Source organism: Bradyrhizobium sp. USDA 3364 (genome assembly GCF_054056355.1).
On record NZ_JBSRYG010000002.1, the window covers coordinates 8,207,546 to 8,227,303 of the forward strand.

General features: G+C 65.4%; 17 protein-coding genes and 2 tRNA genes. 7 read left to right on the forward strand and 12 right to left on the reverse strand.

Annotation, left to right across the window (positions count from 1 at the left end; translation table 11 throughout):
• Positions 1 to 30: 30 nt before the first annotated feature.
• On the reverse strand, positions 31 to 321 hold the full coding sequence (locus tag ACVILL_RS38795) for an usg protein (protein WP_456733848.1): 291 nt from the start codon (positions 319 to 321) through the stop codon (positions 31 to 33).
• A gap of 392 nt (positions 322 to 713) precedes the next feature.
• On the opposite strand from ACVILL_RS38795, the gene groES reads away from it, so the two are divergent.
• From groES to ACVILL_RS38815, 4 genes are all read left to right on the forward strand, one after another.
• Positions 714 to 1,028 (forward strand): co-chaperone GroES, encoded by a 315-nt coding sequence (gene groES, locus ACVILL_RS38800; RefSeq protein ID WP_021077770.1) that lies wholly within the window; start codon positions 714 to 716, stop codon positions 1,026 to 1,028.
• Positions 1,029 to 1,073: 45 nt separating this feature from the next.
• Positions 1,074 to 2,714: a chaperonin GroEL gene (groL, locus tag ACVILL_RS38805; protein WP_353701484.1), complete on the forward strand. Its 1,641-nt coding sequence runs from the start codon at positions 1,074 to 1,076 to the stop codon at positions 2,712 to 2,714.
• Between the two features lie 643 nt (positions 2,715 to 3,357).
• Entirely contained in the window at positions 3,358 to 3,573 is a 216-nt protein-coding gene (locus ACVILL_RS38810) for a hypothetical protein (protein ID WP_456733849.1), read from the forward strand.
• Between the two features lie 40 nt (positions 3,574 to 3,613).
• Entirely contained in the window at positions 3,614 to 3,811 is a 198-nt protein-coding gene (locus ACVILL_RS38815) for a hypothetical protein (RefSeq protein WP_456733850.1), read from the forward strand.
• A gap of 17 nt (positions 3,812 to 3,828) precedes the next feature.
• Here the strand turns inward: ACVILL_RS38815 and ACVILL_RS38820 are convergent, their stop codons facing one another.
• From ACVILL_RS38820 to ACVILL_RS38830, 3 genes are all read right to left on the reverse strand, one after another.
• Entirely contained in the window at positions 3,829 to 4,608 is a 780-nt protein-coding gene (locus tag ACVILL_RS38820; RefSeq protein WP_456733851.1) for a Crp/Fnr family transcriptional regulator, read from the reverse strand.
• Between the two features lie 251 nt (positions 4,609 to 4,859).
• Positions 4,860 to 8,222 carry an adenylate/guanylate cyclase domain-containing protein gene (locus ACVILL_RS38825; RefSeq protein ID WP_456733852.1) on the reverse strand — a complete coding sequence of 1,121 codons (3,363 nt, stop codon included), beginning with the start codon at positions 8,220 to 8,222 and terminating at the stop codon, positions 4,860 to 4,862.
• 184 nt (positions 8,223 to 8,406) lie between these two features.
• Entirely contained in the window at positions 8,407 to 9,276 is an 870-nt protein-coding gene (locus ACVILL_RS38830) for a DUF3313 domain-containing protein (RefSeq protein ID WP_456733853.1), read from the reverse strand.
• Positions 9,277 to 9,511: 235 nt separating this feature from the next.
• Here ACVILL_RS38830 and ACVILL_RS38835 point away from each other — a divergent pair, with 235 nt between their 5' ends.
• Positions 9,512 to 10,105, forward strand: coding sequence for a TetR/AcrR family transcriptional regulator (locus tag ACVILL_RS38835; protein ID WP_456733854.1), 594 nt, complete (start codon positions 9,512 to 9,514; stop codon positions 10,103 to 10,105).
• Between the two features lie 52 nt (positions 10,106 to 10,157).
• Here the strand turns inward: ACVILL_RS38835 and ACVILL_RS38840 are convergent, their stop codons facing one another.
• The 4 genes from ACVILL_RS38840 to ACVILL_RS38855 all read right to left on the reverse strand — a co-directional run bounded on the left by ACVILL_RS38840 (position 10,158) and on the right by ACVILL_RS38855 (position 12,857).
• Positions 10,158 to 11,309: an SPFH domain-containing protein gene (locus ACVILL_RS38840; RefSeq protein ID WP_456733855.1), complete on the reverse strand. Its 1,152-nt coding sequence runs from the start codon at positions 11,307 to 11,309 to the stop codon at positions 10,158 to 10,160.
• A 337-nt stretch (positions 11,310 to 11,646) separates the two neighbouring features.
• Positions 11,647 to 11,713, reverse strand: a tRNA-Leu gene (locus ACVILL_RS38845).
• Positions 11,714 to 11,716: 3 nt separating this feature from the next.
• Positions 11,717 to 11,788 (reverse strand) — tRNA-Phe (locus tag ACVILL_RS38850).
• Between the two features lie 229 nt (positions 11,789 to 12,017).
• Positions 12,018 to 12,857 (reverse strand): LysR family transcriptional regulator, encoded by an 840-nt coding sequence (locus tag ACVILL_RS38855; RefSeq protein WP_456733856.1) that lies wholly within the window; start codon positions 12,855 to 12,857, stop codon positions 12,018 to 12,020.
• A gap of 129 nt (positions 12,858 to 12,986) precedes the next feature.
• On the opposite strand from ACVILL_RS38855, the gene ACVILL_RS38860 reads away from it, so the two are divergent.
• Both ACVILL_RS38860 and ACVILL_RS38865 read left to right on the forward strand, forming a co-directional pair.
• A complete protein-coding gene (locus tag ACVILL_RS38860; protein ID WP_456733857.1) occupies positions 12,987 to 13,580 on the forward strand; it encodes a cysteine hydrolase family protein in 594 nt (197 codons plus the stop codon).
• A gap of 10 nt (positions 13,581 to 13,590) precedes the next feature.
• On the forward strand, positions 13,591 to 14,220 hold the full coding sequence (locus ACVILL_RS38865; protein WP_456733858.1) for a glutathione binding-like protein: 630 nt from the start codon (positions 13,591 to 13,593) through the stop codon (positions 14,218 to 14,220).
• An 81-nt stretch (positions 14,221 to 14,301) separates the two neighbouring features.
• Here ACVILL_RS38865 and ACVILL_RS38870 read toward each other — a convergent pair whose 3' ends face one another.
• The 4 genes from ACVILL_RS38870 to ACVILL_RS38885 all read right to left on the reverse strand — a co-directional run bounded on the left by ACVILL_RS38870 (position 14,302) and on the right by ACVILL_RS38885 (position 19,757).
• Complete coding sequence (locus tag ACVILL_RS38870; protein ID WP_456733859.1) at positions 14,302 to 15,792, reverse strand: AMP nucleosidase; 1,491 nt, start codon at positions 15,790 to 15,792, stop codon at positions 14,302 to 14,304.
• Positions 15,793 to 15,922: 130 nt separating this feature from the next.
• Positions 15,923 to 17,053 carry a DUF2778 domain-containing protein gene (locus ACVILL_RS38875; RefSeq protein ID WP_456733860.1) on the reverse strand — a complete coding sequence of 377 codons (1,131 nt, stop codon included), beginning with the start codon at positions 17,051 to 17,053 and terminating at the stop codon, positions 15,923 to 15,925.
• A gap of 426 nt (positions 17,054 to 17,479) precedes the next feature.
• Positions 17,480 to 18,175 (reverse strand): DUF899 family protein, encoded by a 696-nt coding sequence (locus tag ACVILL_RS38880; protein ID WP_456733861.1) that lies wholly within the window; start codon positions 18,173 to 18,175, stop codon positions 17,480 to 17,482.
• 79 nt (positions 18,176 to 18,254) lie between these two features.
• On the reverse strand, positions 18,255 to 19,757 hold the full coding sequence (locus ACVILL_RS38885; protein WP_456733862.1) for a glycosyltransferase family 39 protein: 1,503 nt from the start codon (positions 19,755 to 19,757) through the stop codon (positions 18,255 to 18,257).
• Position 19,758 lies beyond the last annotated feature (1 nt).

The following is a 19,758-nucleotide window of genomic DNA, read 5'->3' on the forward strand; positions in this document are numbered from 1 at the left end:
CGCGCACCGCGCCCTGCCGCCTAACTCGCGTCAATGCAGCCGGAACACGCCGTGGACGGCGCGCAGTTCGGCCGGCTTGACCAGGTTGGAATGCGCCACCGTCACCGAGAACAGCGGGCCCTCGAGCTTCTCCTGCCAGAAGGCGAGGAAATCCTGCAGCGCCGGAAATTTCGGAAACAGGTCGTAGTTCTGCCAGACATAGGTTTGCAGCAACGAGGGGTGATCCGGCATCCGATAGAGGATTTGCGCCGTCGTCAGCCCGTACCCCAGCAACTGCTTCCTGAAATCGTCGGAAACAACCCCACCAACTCGCGAGACCATGCCAACCTCCTGTGACGGAGCGCATTCACGTGGTGGCCGACCTCCCCGCCGGACCACCGGCAATGGATGCGCTCACATGAGAGAAATGTGACGCACGCGACTAACCAATCTCAAGCCTAAATGTTTAATAGGTTGTTGAAATTTCTTGCGTTGGCAGCAGCTTACCGCATCTGCTAATAGCCGCGGTGCCCCTCGGGTCGGTATTAAGGATGCCGAAATGATCCCGGTATCCTTCTGGCAGGCGACACTTACGAGTGCCAATTTTTCTGCTAGAGGCACTTGCCCGCCGCCAAGGCTTGGCCTATCTCCTGCCCAACCAGTCTGGCACTCGCTTGGCTGGACTGCTAAATCTCCAAAAATCTACAGCATCTGCAAATGTTTAGGAGGACTGCATGAAATTCCGTCCGCTTCACGACCGCGTCGTGGTCAAGCGTATCGACGCCGAAGAGAAGACTGCTGGCGGCATCATCATTCCGGACAGTGCCAAGGAAAAGCCCTCGCAGGGCGAAGTCATCGCCGTTGGCCCGGGCGGCCGCGATGAAGCTGGCAAGCTGATCCCGATCGACGTCAAGGTCGGCGACCGCGTCCTGTTCGGCAAGTGGTCGGGCACCGAGGTCAAGATCGACGGCGAAGACCTGCTGATCATGAAGGAAAGCGACATCATGGGCGTGCTCGACGTCCCCGCTTCCAAGAAGAAGGCGGCCTAAGCGCCTCTTTCCCTCCCAGGTTAAATCTCTCAAGGAAAAACTCAGATGGCAGCTAAAGAAGTCAAATTCTCCGTCGAGGCGCGCGACAAGATGCTGCGCGGCGTCGACGTTCTCGCCAACGCGGTGAAGGTCACGCTCGGTCCGAAGGGCCGCAACGTGGTGCTCGAGAAGTCGTTCGGCGCTCCCCGCATCACCAAGGACGGCGTCACCGTCGCCAAGGAGATCGAGCTCGAGGACAAGTTCGAGAACATGGGCGCCCAGATGGTGCGCGAAGTCGCCTCCAAGTCCGCTGACGCGGCCGGCGACGGCACCACCACGGCGACCGTGCTCGCCCAGGCGATCGTGAAGGAAGGCGCCAAGTCGGTCGCCGCCGGCATGAACCCGATGGACCTGAAGCGCGGTATCGACCTCGCGGTCGAAGCCGTCGTTGCGGACCTCCAGAAGAACTCGAAGAAGGTCACCTCGAACGAGGAGATCGCCCAGGTCGGCACCATTTCGGCCAACGGCGATGCCGAGATCGGCAAGTTCCTCGCCGACGCCATGAAGAAGGTCGGCAACGAGGGCGTGATCACGGTCGAGGAAGCCAAGTCGCTCGAGACCGAGCTCGACGTCGTCGAGGGCATGCAGTTCGACCGCGGCTACATCTCGCCCTACTTCGTCACCAACGCCGACAAGATGCGCGTTGAAATGGACGACGCCTACATCCTCATCAACGAGAAGAAGCTCTCCTCGCTGAACGAGCTGCTGCCGCTGCTCGAGGCCGTGGTGCAGACCGGCAAGCCGCTGGTCATCGTCGCTGAGGACGTCGAGGGCGAAGCCCTCGCCACCCTCGTCGTCAACCGCCTGCGTGGCGGCCTGAAGGTCGCGGCCGTCAAGGCTCCGGGCTTCGGCGATCGCCGCAAGGCCATGCTGCAGGACATCGCGATCCTGACCGGCGGCCAGGCCATCTCGGAAGACCTCGGCATCAAGCTCGAGAACGTCACGCTGCAGATGCTCGGTCGCGCCAAGAAGGTGATGATCGACAAGGAAAACACCACGATCGTCAACGGCGCCGGCAAGAAGGCCGACATCGACGCCCGCGTGGCCCAGATCAAGGCGCAGATCGAGGAAACCACCTCGGACTACGACCGTGAGAAGCTGCAGGAGCGTCTCGCCAAGCTCGCAGGCGGCGTCGCGGTGATCCGCGTCGGCGGCGCGACCGAAGTCGAGGTGAAGGAGCGCAAGGATCGCGTTGATGACGCGATGCACGCGACCCGCGCGGCTGTCGAGGAAGGCATCGTCCCGGGCGGCGGCGTCGCCCTGCTCCGTGCCTCCGAGCAGCTCAAGGGCTTGCGCACCAAGAACGACGACCAGAAGACCGGCGTCGAGATCGTGCGCAAGGCGCTGTCGGCTCCGGCTCGCCAGATCGCGATCAACGCCGGTGAAGACGGTTCGGTGATCGTCGGCAAGATCCTGGAGAACAAGACCTACAATCACGGTTTCGACTCCCAGACCGGCGACTATGCCGATCTCGTCAAGAAGGGCATCATCGACCCGACCAAGGTCGTCCGTACCGCGATCCAGAACGCTGCCTCGGTTGCGGCGCTGCTGATCACCACGGAAGCGATGGTTGCCGAGCTGCCGAAGAAGAACGCCGGCGGCCCCGCGATGCCTCCGGGCGGCGGCATGGGCGGCATGGACTTCTAAGCGACGAAGTCGTCCCGGACGCGGTGCAGCGCGAAGCGGTGCACCGCAAAGCCGGGATCTCGCTCAGCGACGACGAAATGCAAAACCCCGGCAGCGATGCCGGGGTTTTGTTTTGGGCAGCACTTGTTGCAGAGCGCTCAACGTAGCTGTTCTGCGCGACATCGCGCTGCAGAAGCCACGCTGCCGCTCACGGCAGCATTCACTTATGCACAGCACTCCCCGTAAACCTACGCTAGCTCGGGTTGACATTCTCGAAAAAATTGTCGGCGAGAGTCGCAAACCGAACCGACAGTCTCAGCATCGTCCCGCACAGTAAGCTCGGGACAGGATCGAAGTTCACTCAAAAATCTGAATTGAGCGCGGAGCGTCAGCTCCCGCGACGCGGACAAGCGTTGCGGAGAATGCTTGCGCTTGAGAGCCGCCCGAAGAAGCGGCGTTCAACTCACGTCGAGGATTCGTTCGAGGAGGGATCTGGCCGGTTGGAAGAAGCCCAGTGACGAGCAGGCAGCCCCCACTGCCCGATGCTCCGTCAACCGCCGCAGGTGCGTGATGCCCCCAACTACCCCGCACCGACCTGAGGCCAATCCAACCGGCCGGAGCTTTTTCTGCAAGAGCAAGAAGACATTATGGGAGGGAGGCTCACATGGGCATGGTCATGGTCAAATGTCCGCAAACCGGGCACGCGATTTCCACCGGAATCAAAACCGATCGCGAGAGCTTTCGACGCAGTACGGTGTTCTTCTCACGCACCTCTTGCCCATTCTGCCGCGCCGATCACGCCTGGTTTGCCGGGGACGCCTGGGTCGACGAGCCGAGCATCCGCGCGCGGCGACGCCGCAGCGCCGGTTCCCCGGCTTGAAACTGGCCGCCACTCCTGATGACCGCGATGGAGGGACACCATGGCGCGTGCGCAGATCTCAACGGAAACGTCAGCCTGGCTGCTGCAGGCCAAGGACTTTCTCGATGAAGCACGACGGCTGAAGCCGGGCCCTGCGCGCAACGAGTTGCGCGAGACGGCGAAAGTGCTGCGCGAGATTGCGAAGCTCGAGACGGCATCCTCCGCCGCGCCGAAGCATGATCGGCGGCCAGCAGGCTGATCGCGCCGGGAACGCGCTCACACGGTGTCGTCCGCCTCGATTTCCGAGCTGCGGGGATCGTCGGCCAAAGCGATTCCTCGCGCTCGCGCCTTGTGACCCGAGAAGATCTCCTCGGCCTCTAGACGCATGACGCGATGACATTCGCAGGCCGCCGCCACCAGCCGCGCCCGGTCGATCTCGATCCGGCCTCGCTGTTCGGACCTGATCGCGCCGCGCTTGCGCAGATTGCCCATCAGCAACGTCACCGTTGTTCGCCGTACGCCCAGGATTTGCGACAGCGCCTGCTGGGTCAGCGGGAGGACGTCGCTGTCGACGCGGTCGCGAAGCTGGAGCAGCCAGCGTGCCATCCGCGCCTCGACCGGGTGGAGCGCATTGCAGGCCGAGCCAAGCTGAAACTGGATCAGCATCGATCTGACGTGCTTTTGGATCGCCTGCCGGATCCCGGGACTGCGGCCGAAAGCGGCATGAAAGCGCGACGCGGGAACCCGCGAGGCCATACCAGCCGCACGGACGACCGCTGTGATGCCTGAAGGTGATGCTCCAAGCACCGAAAGGCTGCCCACGGCCCCTTCACTTCCGACCACGCCGGTCGCGACCGTGTGCCCATCCGCCATGTCGATCATCAGCAGGATCGCCCCGCTGTGCGGAAAGAAGACGTAGTCGATCTCGTCGCCGGCGCGCGCCAGGACCTCATCCTGTTCGAGCGCGACGGTCTCCAGCTCGGGCCTCAGCAGGTCCAAATCCGCCGGCGACAGTATTGCGAGAAGACGATTACGACTTCCGCCGGAAATGCTCACCTGCGGGAACTCGTGATGAAGGGTCGCACAGCAAACTCACTCGAACACAGGATTAAGAACAAGTTCCAATAACTTGACCGCGCGGCGGAATTCCCTGCAGCACCGTCTCGAAAGAGTTAGATGCAAATGCGCCGCCGGACGCAATAGCAAAATGCGCATCGTCGCTCCGTAAGATTTCGGGAACCCAAGAGTTCCAATTTCGGACCACAAGCGCCGCGCTCAACGGTGTGACCGCTCCGATGCGGCGCCGGTCAGGACGCACGCGAGTGGCGGTCAGGCCGCCAACCCGCCTGTTTGAGCAGCTCCTGCGCGTCGCTGATCTCGGCAAGATCGAGCGTCGCATCGAAGCCGGCGAGCACCGGCGACAGCAATTGAGACATCTCGTCTGCCCGGCCGCTGCGGCCGCAAAGGCGTGCGAGCCCCAGCGCGCTGCGCAGTTCGAACGTCTTCGTCTGTTGCCTTCGGGCAATTTCGAGGGCGCGGTGGAAGGCATCCTCGGCGCCGGACATGTCAGGGGTGTCACGACGTGACCGCAGCTCAGCCAACACACGATAGAGCTCGGCATCCAGCCAATGCTGCCCGGATTGCTCCGTCGCGTCGATCAGCTCGCTGACGATGTCGAGCCCCGCCTCGACATGCCCGGCCTCTGCATTCGCCACCGCAATCTGCAATCCCCAGAACGGATCACAGAGATAGCAGTCGTTCTCGTGAAGCAACGTCCAGCCGCGCTGCATTTCCGAAAGACCTGCCGCCCGGTCGCCGGCGCGCCACTTCGCCAGACCATTGAGATAGGTGCCGGCGGCGACATAGAGCGGCATCGTGTGATCCTGCGCCAGTCCCAAAGCGAGGATCGTCTCGGTCTGCCGCAACCGGTTGCCGCACAGCCCGTCGAAGACTGCCTTGTGAACCAGCGCATTGGCGCGCGCCAGCGCGCGCTGCTCCCCGGAGACGCTGACCGCTGCGCCGGCGAGCTGCCGGGCTCGATCGATCTCGCCGCGCGGCCAAAGCACGAGCGCCAGAAATCTCATGATGACGAACGGCAGATCGAGCGTCGACGCCTTGAACATTGCCGGATCCGGCTCGGCCGCATAGGCCGCGAATGCCTGCTCGAGATGGATGCCCGCGTTCAGATAGTCGCCCGCGAACCACGAGGTCACCCCGCTGGTCCAGCGCGCGACGATCGTCGCCACCGGCGACTCCCGATGCCGTTCCGCCGCGCCCATGATCACGTCCGCCAACTCCCGCATCGGCGCGAGCTCGCCGTGGGTCAGGCAGGCGTTGAAGAGGCCCGACTGGATCGGCGCCAGCTCGATTGGATCATCGATGTCAGAAGCGAACCGCCGGGCGCGCGTCCAGGCAGCCACCGTCTCGGGGGCGCTGTGCCCAAGACTGCCCCGCAACGCGCGCCCATAGGCGATTTGCAGATGAAGCCGGCCGATCATCCGACCCGGCTCGTCGGGCAGTTCATCGGCGATGGCGACCGCCTTGCCGAGATGCGCGATCGCCTCGCAATAGGCCGAGCGCTTCAGCGCTTGCTGACCGGCCTTGCGCCACCACGCCAGCGCAATCTGGCCGAGGCCCGCCTCGGTGAAATGATAAGCAACGACTTCCGGCTCGATCTCGGCGATCTCGGCAAACCTGGCGCGCAGCACGTCGCCGATCTGCTTGTGGAGCAGTTGCCGGCGGCTCTTGAGCAAGCTCTCATAGGCCGCTTCCTGGACCAACGCGTGCTTGAAGCTGTAGCTTGCATCCGGCGGCGCGCCCCGACGCAACAGCAACCCGGCCTCTTCGAGTTGGGCGAGCGCCGCGGCGAGCGTCAGATCATCGCGCCCGGCCACGCTGTGCAGCAGCGCATATGAGAACTCACGGCCGATCGCTGCGCCGATCTGCGCCACTTCCTTGACCGGCGCCAGGCGGTCGAGCCGCGCCATCAGCGAGTCCTGCAGCGTCGCCGGGATCGCGAGCGGCGGCAGCGGATTGTCGAGCCGATAGCGTCCGGCATTCTCGACGAGCAGCCCCGACTCCAGCACCATCTTGGTCAGTTCTTCGACGAACAGCGGGACACCGTCGGTCCGCTCGATGATCTGTGTCATCATCTCGCCGGGCAGCAGCCGACCGACGGTCACCTGCTCGATCAGTGCGCGCGTGTCCTGCCGGTCGAGCCGATCGAGCCGCAGCAGGCTGACATTGGCGAGGCCCGCCCACGGCGGTTCGAACTCGGGCCTGAACGTCATCAGCATGAGGATCGGCAGTCCCCTGATCCGGTCGACCGCGAGGTCGAGCAATTCGAGCGACGTGGCATCGGCCCAGTGCATGTCTTCGCAGACGACAAGCACCGGCTGCTGCCGGGCAAGGCCCTCGAGCTGGTCAAGCAACGCTGCAAATGTCTGCCGCCGCTGCTGCGCCGGGCTGAGGCCGAGCGGCGGATAGCGCTCACCGGTCGGGATCGACAGCAGCGCCGCGATCAGCGGCGTCACGGCGGGCACCTGCTGCGTCCCGAGCGCCAGCATGGCTTCGAGCTTGTCGAGCTTCTGCTCCGGCGCATCTTCCGGGCGGATGGCGGCGGCACGCTCGAGTTGGGCGACGAAGGGATGCAGGGCGCTGTTGGTGTGATAGGGCGAGCATTGGTACCGCACACGGCAGTACGTCTCGGGCACGAGACTGTCGGAGAGCATCGCCACGATGCGGGATTTGCCGATACCCGCTTCGCCCGATATCAGCACCGCCTGGCCGTGGCCCTGCCACGCCAGTTGCTGGCGCGACATCGCAAATTCGATCTCCGCCTTGCGGCCGACAAAGCCGATCAAGCGCGCGGTACGCACCGCCTCGAAACGGCTTTCCGATGCCGGCTCGCCTTCGACCGCCCACACCGCTATCGGCTCGGAGATGCCCTTGACCTCGCGGCGACCGAGGTTGCGAAGCGTGAACAGGTTGCCGAGCAGCCGGCGCGTCGAGGAGGCCACGACGACAACACCCGGCTCAGCGAGACCCTGCAAGCGCGCGGCGATGTTCGGCGCATCGCCGACCAGCGCCTGCTCCTCCGACGCGCCGCCCGAGACGAGGTCGCCGACCACGACGAGCCCGCTCGCGATCGCGATCCGCACCGCAACGCCCTCGTCCGCGCGAGTCTCGAGCTTGCCGATCGCGGCGATGACGTCGAGGCCGGCCCGTACCGCGCGCTCCGCATCATCCTCGTGGGCACGGGGATAACCAAAATAAGCGAGGATCCCATCGCCGACAAATCTGGCAACGACGCCGTCATATGTCGCGATCACCCGCGCACAGGCCGCACGGTAGGCGCGGATGACTTCCCACATGTCCTCGGGATCGAGACGCACGGATAAGGCCGTCGAGCCGACCAGGTCGCAGAACATCACGGTGAGATGACGGCGCTCGGCATCGTGCGGCGAAACCGGCGCAGCGATCAGTTCGGCCTGATTGAAATCGGCGATCGCGCGCAGCATCTTGCGGCGATGGCCGAGCAAGACCCCGAGCCTGTCGAAGTCTTCATCCGTCAATTCGGGAAGAACACCAACGTCGATGCCGTTCTCGGCAAAACGCAGCGCGTATTGCCCAAGCCCCAGCTTCTCGAGCCATTCCGTAATCTGCTGCATTGGCTTCACCGACGGGTTGACGGCTGGCCGAATGGACCACGGCAAACAGACGTTATCGCAATCCGTCTGTGGTGGCACCTCATGTTTTGCGGCAGTCAGCCCCCCGGAGCAGGATGCAAATCATGCCAAGGCGGTGCCCGGTTACAGCCGTGTGCACGCGAACATTCGTATACGTGCGACGGCCTCACTCCGTCCGCGCCGCGACCGGTCCCTTGTCGGTCCAGTCAGGCGGCACGCCTGCGCTGTCGCCGACCATGCCGATGAGGCCAGGTGCGCGTCCGAACGCTTCGCAGGCCGGATATTTCGGCGCGCCGCCGAGCAGGAAGCCGAGCCGCTGCATCGAGGGCATCGTGGGCACCCCGCCGAACGGCGTCACGCCGGTGACGAGCATCTGGCTGAAGTCGCCGCCGAACGATGCCGCGAGGCCGTAGGCATCGCCCTCCTCCGACATCCGTCCGCTGTCGAAGGCATTGGCATTGCGGCCCCAGATCATCGCCGCCTTCTGCTGCCCGGCCGGATCGCGCGCCTCGGCTTCAAGCGACAGGCTGCCGAGCCCGACCGGAATGCGCGGGACGGGCACCGGCACGCCGGGCAACAGAACCGTCTTCGCGACCGACACGCCCTTGGAGACGCCGACCGCGGTCGGGTCGGTCGGCACCACATGCGTGATGACGGCGTGGACGGTCAGATCGGCCGGCTCCGACGCAACCACGTAGAAGCGTTCGCTCAAGCCTGCACACAATGCGCGATCCGCCGCATTGGTGACGAGCCTGCGCTGCGCAGGCGTGAACGGCGCCTCCGTCTTCTCGGAGAACACGGTGGGGACGATCCTGACGGTCTTCGCCGCCAGCACCTCGTCCTTGCTCACGCGCAGCTGCGAACGGGTCAGCATCCCGTCCGATTGCACCATGTTGTCGTAGGAACGCAGCGAGCCGGCCTGATCCAGCGTCGCCGTCGCGCAGCCCGAAACCAGGAGGCCGAGCAGCTTCGCCGCCGCCCAGCCGCGGAGCTGCGCGGCCCTCCCGCTCACGAATCCATTTGCCGCCGGAAGCATTTTGATCCGACATACACGCGAACAGGTTGTCATTGGGGCACCGATATCTTACACTACGTGCAAAGATTACACTTTGTGTAATTATTTTATTGGGCGGTTTTATGGCGCGACCGCCGGCTGCAACCGGAAGACGCATGTTGATACACGGCGTTACGCGCGTTGACGCCGACGGCCGCTCGAACAGAGGCGGTGAAGTGTTTTTGCCCTGATGACCTATTCATGAGACAACCGGCCGATGCCCGACACGCTGACAAAAACCGAAGGCCTGCGCGAGCGGAATCGTCGAGAGACGCTGCAACGTATCACCGATGCCGGCATGGAATTGTTTCTGGCCAACGGCTACGAGGCGACGACGCTGGATGAGATCGCGGCGGCGGCCGGCATCTCGCGGCGGACCTTCTTCTACTATTTCAAGAGCAAGGACGACATCCTGCTCGCGCACATCGCCGGCTACGACGACGCCCTCAGGACCTCGATCCGCGACCATGCCGCCGCCGGCGCGCCGATCGACGTCGTCCGTGCGGCGCTCTTGGACATCTCCGCCCGCTTCCAGACACCGCGAACCGTCGCGATTTCGCGCATGATCCGCGAGAGCGAGGTGCTGAGCTCCCGCAAACATCGCAACGATCTGCACCGCGAGCAGGTCATCTACGAGATGCTGTGCGAATTATGGCCGGGCAAGGACCGCCGCGACCGTCTCCGTCTGGTCGCGATGGCCGCAAGCGGCGCGCTGCGCATCGCCGTCGACGCCTGGCTCGAGCAAGGCGGCAAGCGCCAGCTGACGAAGTTTGTGGCGGACGCCTTTGCCAATCTGAAGGCGGCGATCTGAGCGATCGCTCCTGCAAAATCGAAGGGCCGCCCGTGGGCGGCCCTTCCCATCGTTACGCGCTCTCGGGCGCCTTGAGGCGGACCAGCTTGGTCAGGAGCGCATCGAGGCCCTGGCCCTCGCCCGCGTGCAGGTCGATGCGGCCGACCTTCTCGACCAGACGCTCGAGCGACTCGAGCTCCTTGAGCCGCAGCAGCAGAGGGTTCTCCTCCATCAGCTTGGCGGTGTTGAGAAGCGAACGCGTCGCCGCGGTCTCCTCCTGGCGGCGGATCAGGTTGGCCTTCGCCACCCGCTCCGCCTCCACCACCTTGTTGACCAGCTCGCGGATCTCGCCGGGCAGGATCACGTCCTTCACGCCGAGCTCGGTGACCTCGACACCGGAGTCCGCGACACGGTCGCGGACATAGTCGCGAAGCTCCGCATCGAGCGCCGCCTTCGCAGACAGCACCTCGTCCAGCGTGCGGCCGGCCACCGCCTCGCGGATCGCGAACTGCACCAGGCGGTACAGCCACGCATCCACGTCGGGCACCGCGGCCACGACCCGCTCGGGATCGACGATCCGGCGGAACGCGGTCAGCGTCACGCGCAGCGCGATGCGATCCCTGGTCAGCATCTCCTGCGCCGTGATCTCGATCGCCTGGGGACGCAGGTCGAGGCGCTTGACCTCGATCTTGCGGCCCGCGATCCAGAATGCGTGCCGGCCGGGCGCGAGCCGCTCGACGAGCTTGCCCTCGACCGTGAGCAGGCCGGCCTCGTGGTTCTCGACCACGGACTCGGTGATGACGCCGGCCCGGTTGGGCTGGATCATCGCGAGGTGCCGCGCGGTCACGCTGATATCGCTGGTCACGTCGATGCGCTCGACGTCGACCGACGTCGCGACCTTCCAGTAGACACGCGTCTGCCAGGGCGTCATCAGCTGCACGGGACGGCCGTCGAGGCTGACGATCGCGATCTCGTTCGCCCTGGTCTCGACCGCCTCGAAAAGCTCAGCCGCCAGGTCAGGGCGCGCGGCCTTGATCACCGCGAAGCGATCCGCGGGGAATTCGGTCCGCACGACGCTGAACAGCTCGGCCTTCAGCTCACGCAAGGGGTCGAACAGGCGGTGACGTCCGGGCGCGAGCACCTGCTCGAGCCGGCCGTTGCGCGTCAGCAATGCGCGCTCGCCATCCTTCACCGTCAACTTGGTCGTCAAGAAATGCCAGATCATGGCACGCCTCCATTGCTTGCCCTCCGGCCCATGGGCCGGAAAGCGGGTTTCGTTTTGCATAAGGACGTGAGGACGCGAACGCGGCTTCCTGTCAGCCAGGCGGGCCGTGGCTTGAGCCTGCGCGATGACGGGCGCACGCGCGCGATCGCGCGACACATGTCGCGCGGCCGAGCGGAGCCACCCGGCATCAGCGCAAGCGGTATCCACCGCGGCGCAAAGCCGGTCTCACAGTGTCGATGTTCGGACGAAGAGCCTTGCGGCAGGACGGCCGGACTGCGACTGAAGCGCGCGTCCGGTCCCCTTCAGAGGTATCAGCTTTTCAGGCTGAACGGAGCGCTTGGAGCGGGAGTTGAACCCGCGACACGATGATTCTGAGTCACCTGCTCTACCTAACTGAGCTATCCTTTGTGAGAAGATCGGATTCGAACCGGTACCTTCGGGGTTTCAGCCCCGACGCTCGCCCATGAGCTTCATTCTCGTGATCTTCATTTCGGCGGAACACGACACCGCAGAGCGGCACGCGCCAGTCGGGATCTCGACGAGCCCGAACCCATGGCCGAAGCGAAGGAGCGGGCTAATAGACGAAGCACGTCCGGGTTGCAAGAGGGCTGCGTGTGATTTTTTCATGACGGAGGCCGGCACTCGCCTCGTCATTCCCCGGTGCGCAATTGCGCACCGGGGAATGACGAGAATGGAGAGAGCCGGGCCTCACCCGCTGCGCGCGACGTCCTGGAAGCAGCCGCGCAGCCAGTCGATGGTGACGCGCGTCGCCGCGTCGCGCTTGAGATGGCTTTGCACCAGGAGCCAGACGTCGCGCCGCTTCGGCAGCAGCGTGGCGCGCAGCCGGCGGTCGCTCAGCAGGTCCACGCAACTATGCTCCGGCAGCACGCCGACCGCCTGATGCGACTGGATCAGTTTGTGGATGATACGGACATTGTCGGTGACGCAGCGCGCGCGCAGCCGCTTGGCACGCAAAAACTGCATTTCCGGAATCGCTCCGAGCTCGTCGGGATAGGCGCACGTCACCGCCTCACCAGCCGTCGCCGCGACCGGCTCGAAGAAATACAGCCTGACCTCGGCGAGCTTCGAGATCGCAAAATCGCCCTTGTCGGGCTTGCGCAGCCGGATCGCGAGGTCGGCTTCCCAGCGCGAGAATTTGACATTCTCGCTCGACGTCAGGAACTGCAGCGTGAGGCCCGGATGGGCGCGCAGCAATGCGCTGGTGCGCGGCGCCAGCACCTCCTCCGCGATCGCATTGGTGGAGGCGATGCGCAGCCGGCCGATCGGGCCGGGCAGGCTTGCGCCGATCCGGCCGATCTCCTCGGCATGCGCGGCCATCGCCTGGATATGCGCGAGCACCACGTCGCACTGCCGGGTCGGCTTGCGGACGCCGTCGGCGGCCTCGAACAGCCGCAGGCCGAGCGCGCGTTCGATCCGCGCCAACCGTCGGCCGACCGTGGTCTCGTCGATGCGCAGCCGCGCGCTGGCGCCGGCATAGGTGCCCTCGTCCCTGACGGCGGCGATGATGCGAAGGTCGTCCCAGTTCATGGCGTCAGGCTACATCGCGCCCGGCCTGCCTGCAATAACGCAGCCACCGGCTGCAATATCCCTGCATAACGGCAGGCCGCGCCACGGCTATATTTTCGTAAAGACGCATCCGCTGGAGATCTCAGGACCATGACCGCAGCCAAAACCTTGATGCAGCTCGCCGGTATCGACCTCACCCCGCCCCACCTCGGCGACAGCTGCCTGGTGCTGATCGACATCCAGAACGAATATCTCGCCGGTCCGCTCGCTTTGCCCGACGCCGGTCCCGCGATTGCCCGCGCCACTGCGTTGCTCAACCGCGCGCGGGAAAGCGGCACCAAAATCATCCACATCGCGCACAAGGGAGCGCCGGGCAGCCTGTTCGATCGCAGCGCGGAGCGCGGCGCGATCGTCGCACCGCTGACGCCACGTCCGGGCGAGATCGTGATCGAGAAGCAGTTGCCGAACGCCTTCGCCGGCACCGAGCTGAACGCGCAGCTCGCCGCGACCGGGCGCAAGGAGCTGGTGCTCGCCGGATTCATGACGCATATGTGCGTGAGCTCGACCGCCCGCGCCGCGCTCGATCTCGGCTTCCGCACCACCATCGACGCCGACAGCTGCGCCACCCGCGACCTGCCCGACGGCACCGGCGGCACGATCGCCGCAAAGCTCATCCACCACGTCGCGCTCGCCGAACTGTCCGATCGCTTCGCCATCATCGCCCGCGGCAACGCCCTCGCCTGAGACGACCAAGATGCTCCAGCTCTATTTCTCGCCGATGGCCTGCTCGCTCGCCAGCCGCATCGCACTGATGGAGGCCGGGATCGGGGCGCGCTATCACATGGTCCACCTCTGGACCAAGAAGGTGCTCGAGGACGACGGCGACTTCCGCGCGGTCGCGCCGAAGGGCGCGGTGCCCGTGCTGGTGCTCGAGAACGGCGAGCACCTGACGGAGAGCGCGGCCGTGCTGCAATATATCGCGGACCTCAAACCCGAGCTCGGTCTTGCGCCGCCGCCGGGCGATCCGGACCGCTACCGGCTGCAGGAGTGGCTGAGCTTCACCGGCAGCGAGATCCACAAGGGATTCCTGTTCCCGACCTTCTGGTACAAGGACGACGCGTCGCTTGCCAAGCCGCGCGCCAGGATCGGGCAGACCTTGTCGGTGCCGTCAGCGCATCTCGCGCACCGCGAATTCCTGGTCGGCGACCGCTTCACGGTTGCCGACGCGCACCTCGCCTGGGCCCTGCTGTTGCTCCGCTCCGCCGGTGTCGACGTCGCGCAATGGCCGCCGCTGGCAGCCTATCTCTCGCGCATCCAGGCACGGCCGCAGGTCAAGGCCGCAGTCGGCACCGAGATGCAGTTGTGGAAATCGCTCACAGCGTGAGCGTCGCGCGCCCGGCGCTTTGGCTTATCGCCTAAGCATGATCTCTTCGGAAAACCGCTTCGCACTTTTCCGGATCATGCCCTACTGAAACGCGACCTCGGCGAAGCTGCGCAGCTTGCGCGAATGCAGGCGCTCGGATTCCTGCTGCTTGAGCCGCTCCAGCGCCCTCAGCCCGATCTCGAGATGCTGGCCGACGCGCTGGCGATAGAATTCGCTCGCCATGCCCGCGAGCTTGATCTCGCCATGCAGCGGCTTGTCCGAGACGCACAGCAGCGTGCCGTAGGGCACGCGGAAGCGGTAGCCGTTGGCGGCGATCGCGGCCGACTCCATGTCGAGCGCGACGGCGCGCGACTGCGACATGCGGCGGATCACCTGCGGCCCGCTGATCTCCCAATTGCGATTGTCGACGCTGGCGACCGTGCCGGTGCGCATCAGCCGCTTGAGCTCGAAGCCGGTCAGCCCGGTCACCTCGCCGACGGCTTCCTCCAGCGCGACCTGCATTTCCGCAAGCGCCGGGATCGGCACCCACAGCGGCAGCTCGTGATCCAGCACGTGATCCTCGCGGACATAGCCGTGGGCCAGCACGTAATCGCCGAGCCGCTGCGTATTTCGCAGCCCCGCGCAATGCCCGATCATCAGCCAGGCATGCGGCCGCAGCACCGCGACGTGATCGGTGATGTTGCGCGCATTCGACGGACCGATCCCGATATTGATCAGGGTGATGCCGCGATAGCCGGGCTCGACGAGATGAAACGCCGGCATCTGCGGCACGCGCTCCGATGCCACCCCGGTCGTGCCGCCGCCGAGTCGGGCGTTGTGCGTGATGACGTTGCCGGGCGCGACGAAGGCTTCGAGGCCGGCCTCGCCTGATGCCAGACGCTGCTGCGAGAGCTGCACGAAGGCATCGACATAGAACTGGTAGTTGGTGAAGATCACGAAGTTCTGGAAATGCTCGGGATCGGTGCCGGTGTAGTGGTAGAGCCGGCGCAAGGAGTAATCGACCCGCGCGGCGCGGAACAGCGCCAATGGCTCCGGCGTGCCCGGCGTCAACTCGAATGTCCCGTCGGCAATCGCATCGTCCATCGCGGCAAGATCGGGCGTATCGAACACGTCGCGCAATGATCGCGTGAACGCCGAGCTGTCGGCGATGGTCAGCGCCGCCTCGATATTGATGTCGCGCCGGTAGGCGAAATGGATCGGGATCGGCTCGCTGGATTCGCCGATCTCGACCGCCACGCCGTGGTTCTTGAGCAGGAGCCCGATCTGCTCGGTGAGATAGGTGCGGAAAATGTCCGGCCGGGTGATGCTGGTCTCGTGGATGCCGGGCCCCGCGACGAAACCGTAGGCCAGCCGTGAATCGAGCCGGGCATGCGACGACGTCGTGATGCGGACGAACGGGTAATGCGCGCGCACCCGCGTGGCGATCGGTGCACCGTTGACATAGGCCTCGAAGCGATTGCGCAGGAAGCCGGTGTTGCGCTCGTAGATCTCTTCGAGACGGGCGACGGCGGCGGAAGCCTCGACGAATGCTTCGGTCGCGATGGGCGGAGGAGTTTCGATCGCAGCAGACATGTGTGCTTCGCGCCAGATCGGTGGTCGAGCCTGGACTCACCCTTGATCAGCACAATATAGCGACTATGGCATCGAGTTCCAGACGGCGATCACGCCGTAGCGGTGGGATGCTGCCCGAAGGCCATTCGACCTATTGAATCCGCGCGAGCACCGCGAGGCGGCGGATGCCCTTGTTGCGGTAGGCGTCGAGGAACGCGTAATAGTCCTTGAACGAGACACAGCCGTTGGAATCGCCGTTCGGACCGAGCATGAAGGTGTGCGCGAGCAGGCCGACGCGATTGAAGATCTTGCCCTCGCCGCCGATCGGATTGAGCCGCAGCGCCGGTACGCCGTGGAACAGCGCCTCGCGCGGCTTCAGCTCGTAAATGTGCGGCGGCGTCACACCGATCATCTTCAGATGCGAGGACCTCGGATCGTCCAGCCTTGAGCCGAGGCCCGAATGCGCCTCGAGGCGGGTGCCGTCGGGCAGGTAGACGGTCCTGGCCGAGATGTCGTACACCGCGGTCTGGCGGTCGTAGGGCGGCGAGCCGCCGAGCATCGGGTTCTGGTCCAGCGTCGAGGGGATGCTGCCGGTGACGTTGGCGTCGGCCGAGGCGAAGGACAGCAGCCCGCCGCTCGACTCGCGCTTGCCCCACAGCTTCTCGACCATGGTCTGCCGCTCGTTCGACGCGATCGACATCACCGCCGCCTTGGCGCGCGCGGCCATGTCACGAACGCCGCCGGATTTCGCAGCCTGCTTGGCCTCGGGCGGCTTCGTCTCCGACGTCTTCGGCTGTACATTGTCGGCGGGATCGTTGAGCGCCACCTTCAGATTGGCGGCGGCCTGCTTCCTGGCGGCCTCGACCGACTTCGGCGCCGGCAGCGGCTTCGATGCTTCGGCGAGTTCTGCGGTAGCGACCGCCTTCGTCGCTTCGGCGGCCTTGGGTGCGGCGGCCTGCTTGATCGGGTCGATCTGCGTCGCGGCGTCGGCCACGACGCTGGACGCCACACCTTCGGGCGAGGCAGCCGCAAACCGATCGTTAAACATAAGCGAAGGTGCCGGCGCTTCCGACTTCGCGACCTCGGTCTTCGCGGGGACCGCCGGCGCGGGCGTCAGCGACGCGAACACCTCGTTGAACGCGGGTGCCGGCCGAGCTGCGACCGCCACGGGCCGCTTCACCACCGGCGCATCGAACGACGCATTGCCGACCGAGGGAAAGACGCTCGCCGCAAAGATGTTGGCGTAGACGGTCCAGGCGCAGCCGATAACGAGGGCCGCCACCGCGGCGCTGCCGAGGAAATGCTGAGGAAGGATTTTTCGGGAGGTTTTCTTGCGGCTCGGCGCCCCAAGAACATACGCACTCGCACTCGTACCCATACGCCCGGCGCTCAAAACAGGTCCACCTTTGTCCCTCACTCGACGCGCGATCGAACGGTGTTCGGCTCAACGTCGCGCGGGGGCACAGACGGCCATTAAGGCGACTTTTAGTTAAATGCGACTTAACCGGATGCGGTCCCCTGCAACGCGGGAAGTGCCTGTGGCATAGGGCTTTTTTAAGATGATATTGGACCGCCAAAACGGCTTTTCTGTCCCATGGTGGGACATTCCGGCACGCCGCGTAAGGGCAGCATGCCGGAATAAATCGAGGGGAGAATTTCCTTGCCGATCACCCCGCAATTGCGCGGGGATCGCGCAAAAACCATCTCCTCAATAGCTGAGCTTCGGATACCAGTCCGTGCCACGGCCCTCGCGTGTGGTGTCGAGCAAGGTCCAGAGCGGATCCATGTCCGGCGCGCCGCGCGGGTCCTGCCCGGGGTCCTTCGTGCCCGCTCCCATTTCGCCTGCCCAGAAATGACGGATCGTGCCCTCGTGGCGCGTGAAGACATTGTAGCCGGGCAAGTCGCGATCATCCTTGTTGACGTAGTCGCGCGTGTAGTCGCCGGACCCATCCGAGTAGATCCTGTGACGCGTCCAGCCGCGCGCCTTCTTCGCCTCGATCAATCGTGCGATCGGCGAGCGCGCCGTGAACACGAACGAGACGCGCTGTTCGATATCGGGCAACTTCTGCTCCCATGTGCTCATGAACGATGTGCACATCGGACACGGCTTCTCGCGCTGCGGGCCGAACATGTAGCTGTAGACGATGAGCGTCTGCTTGCCGCCGAAGAGATCGGCGAGCGACGCCGGACCGGACTCGCCGGTGAACGTATAGGCCTTGGTGACCTCGCCGCCCGGCGGCAATGCGCGGCGCAGCTCGGCGACGCGCTCGATATGCCGGCGCAGCTCGATCTCCTCGACGAGCAGCGCCTGCCGCGCGCGGCGATACGCGTCGCTCTCATTGGGAAAGCGCGTGAGGTTGGTGTTGGCGAGCTCGGCAGCGGGCTTGAGAACGGAACTGGTCATGGTTGGAACCTCGCGTGGTTGACGGGCTCCCTGGAAGACGTTCCGGACCCGGGCGGTCCGACACCCGACGACGGCGATTTTACTGCAGTTCCGGCGGCGGCGAACGGTCGAACACCTCGCCCTTTGCACCTTCCAGCAGCTCGAGCGCGTAGGTCTCGATCGTCAGCGGCCCGCGCACGCGCCTGGCCTCGGCCACCGTTTCGACATGCGCAAAATTGTCGCGCATCGAGGCCGGCATCAGCTGCTCGACCTCATGCACATACAGAAGCTTGCCGGAGAGCTGCGCCGGGCTCGGCTCAGGCATGTTGACCCAGCGGATGCGCTGGCCCTGCTGGGCGACGCAGGTGCCCTTGGGGAGATAGAAGGCAAGCCAGCCGGTGGTGCCATAGTCCGGCGCCAGCACGCAGGTCGCGCCGGTCCGCACGCGCGCCGCCTCGATCTCGCCTGCGAGTTCCTGCCAGCCGACGCCGACGCTGCGCACGGTGGCGTCGCGGCGATAGCCCGAGAGCACGCCGGTATTGGCCTGCACGATCAGCAGCGCGAACAGCACGACGCCGGTGGGCGCCGCCCAGCGGCGGCAGAAATCGATCGTGCGCTGCTCGCGCGGCGCCCATTGCACCTGGATCGCGGCGACCGCGGCCGCCACCGCAAAGGCGGGATACACCGGCGCGAACCAGTTGGCCTCGACCCGGGCATGCAGCGCGTGCCAGGTGAAATAGACCACGATGGTCCAGAACATCGTGTTGACCAGCACGCGTGCCGGCATAGCACCGGCGCGGCGCCGGTACAGCGCATAAAGGCCCATCACGCCGAGGATGAACACCAGCGGCGTCGCGAACGCGAACTGCGTCGGGATCAGCTCGGCGATATAGGTCGGCCGGAAATCCTCGATCCGGGCGCGGCCCATCTGCTTGATGAACGACACCCACTGATGATCGGCATTCCACAGGATGACCGGCGCGAACAGGCCGGCCGCAACCAGGCCGCCGAGATAGAGCCAGGGCAAGAGAAACCAGTGCCGCAGCTTGGGCACCATCGCAAGCCAGATCAGGATCGCGGGGCCGAAGAACAGCGCGGTGTATTTCGACAGCAGTGCTGCGCCGGCGCTGGCGCCGACCGCGAGCCACCACCCGCCGCGGCCGCTCTCCAGCACCTTGGCGAGCGCGTACAGCAGGAAGCTCGCCGCCACCAGCAGCGGCGCATCCGGCGTCACGATCAGCGTGCCGACGGCGGCCATCAGCGTGACGTTGAGCAGGATCGCGGCACTTGCGGCGACGCGCTGGCCGCCGAACAGGATCTCGGCCGCGCGGTAGATCGCCCAGCTCATCGGCAGCGCGAGCAGGATCGACACCAGCCGTACGCCGAACGCCGTGTCGCCCGCGATCATGGTGCCGAGCCGGATCACCACCGCCACCATCGGCGGATGGTCGTAATAGCCGCCGGCGAGCGCCTTCGACCACATCCAGTAATAGGCTTCGTCGAAGGTCAGCGGCGTCCATGCGGCGGCGGCCAGCCGCAGCACGACCAGCGCGCACACCGCAACGGCGGTGTTCCGGGCCAGCCGCGCCTCGTTCGCGTTCATG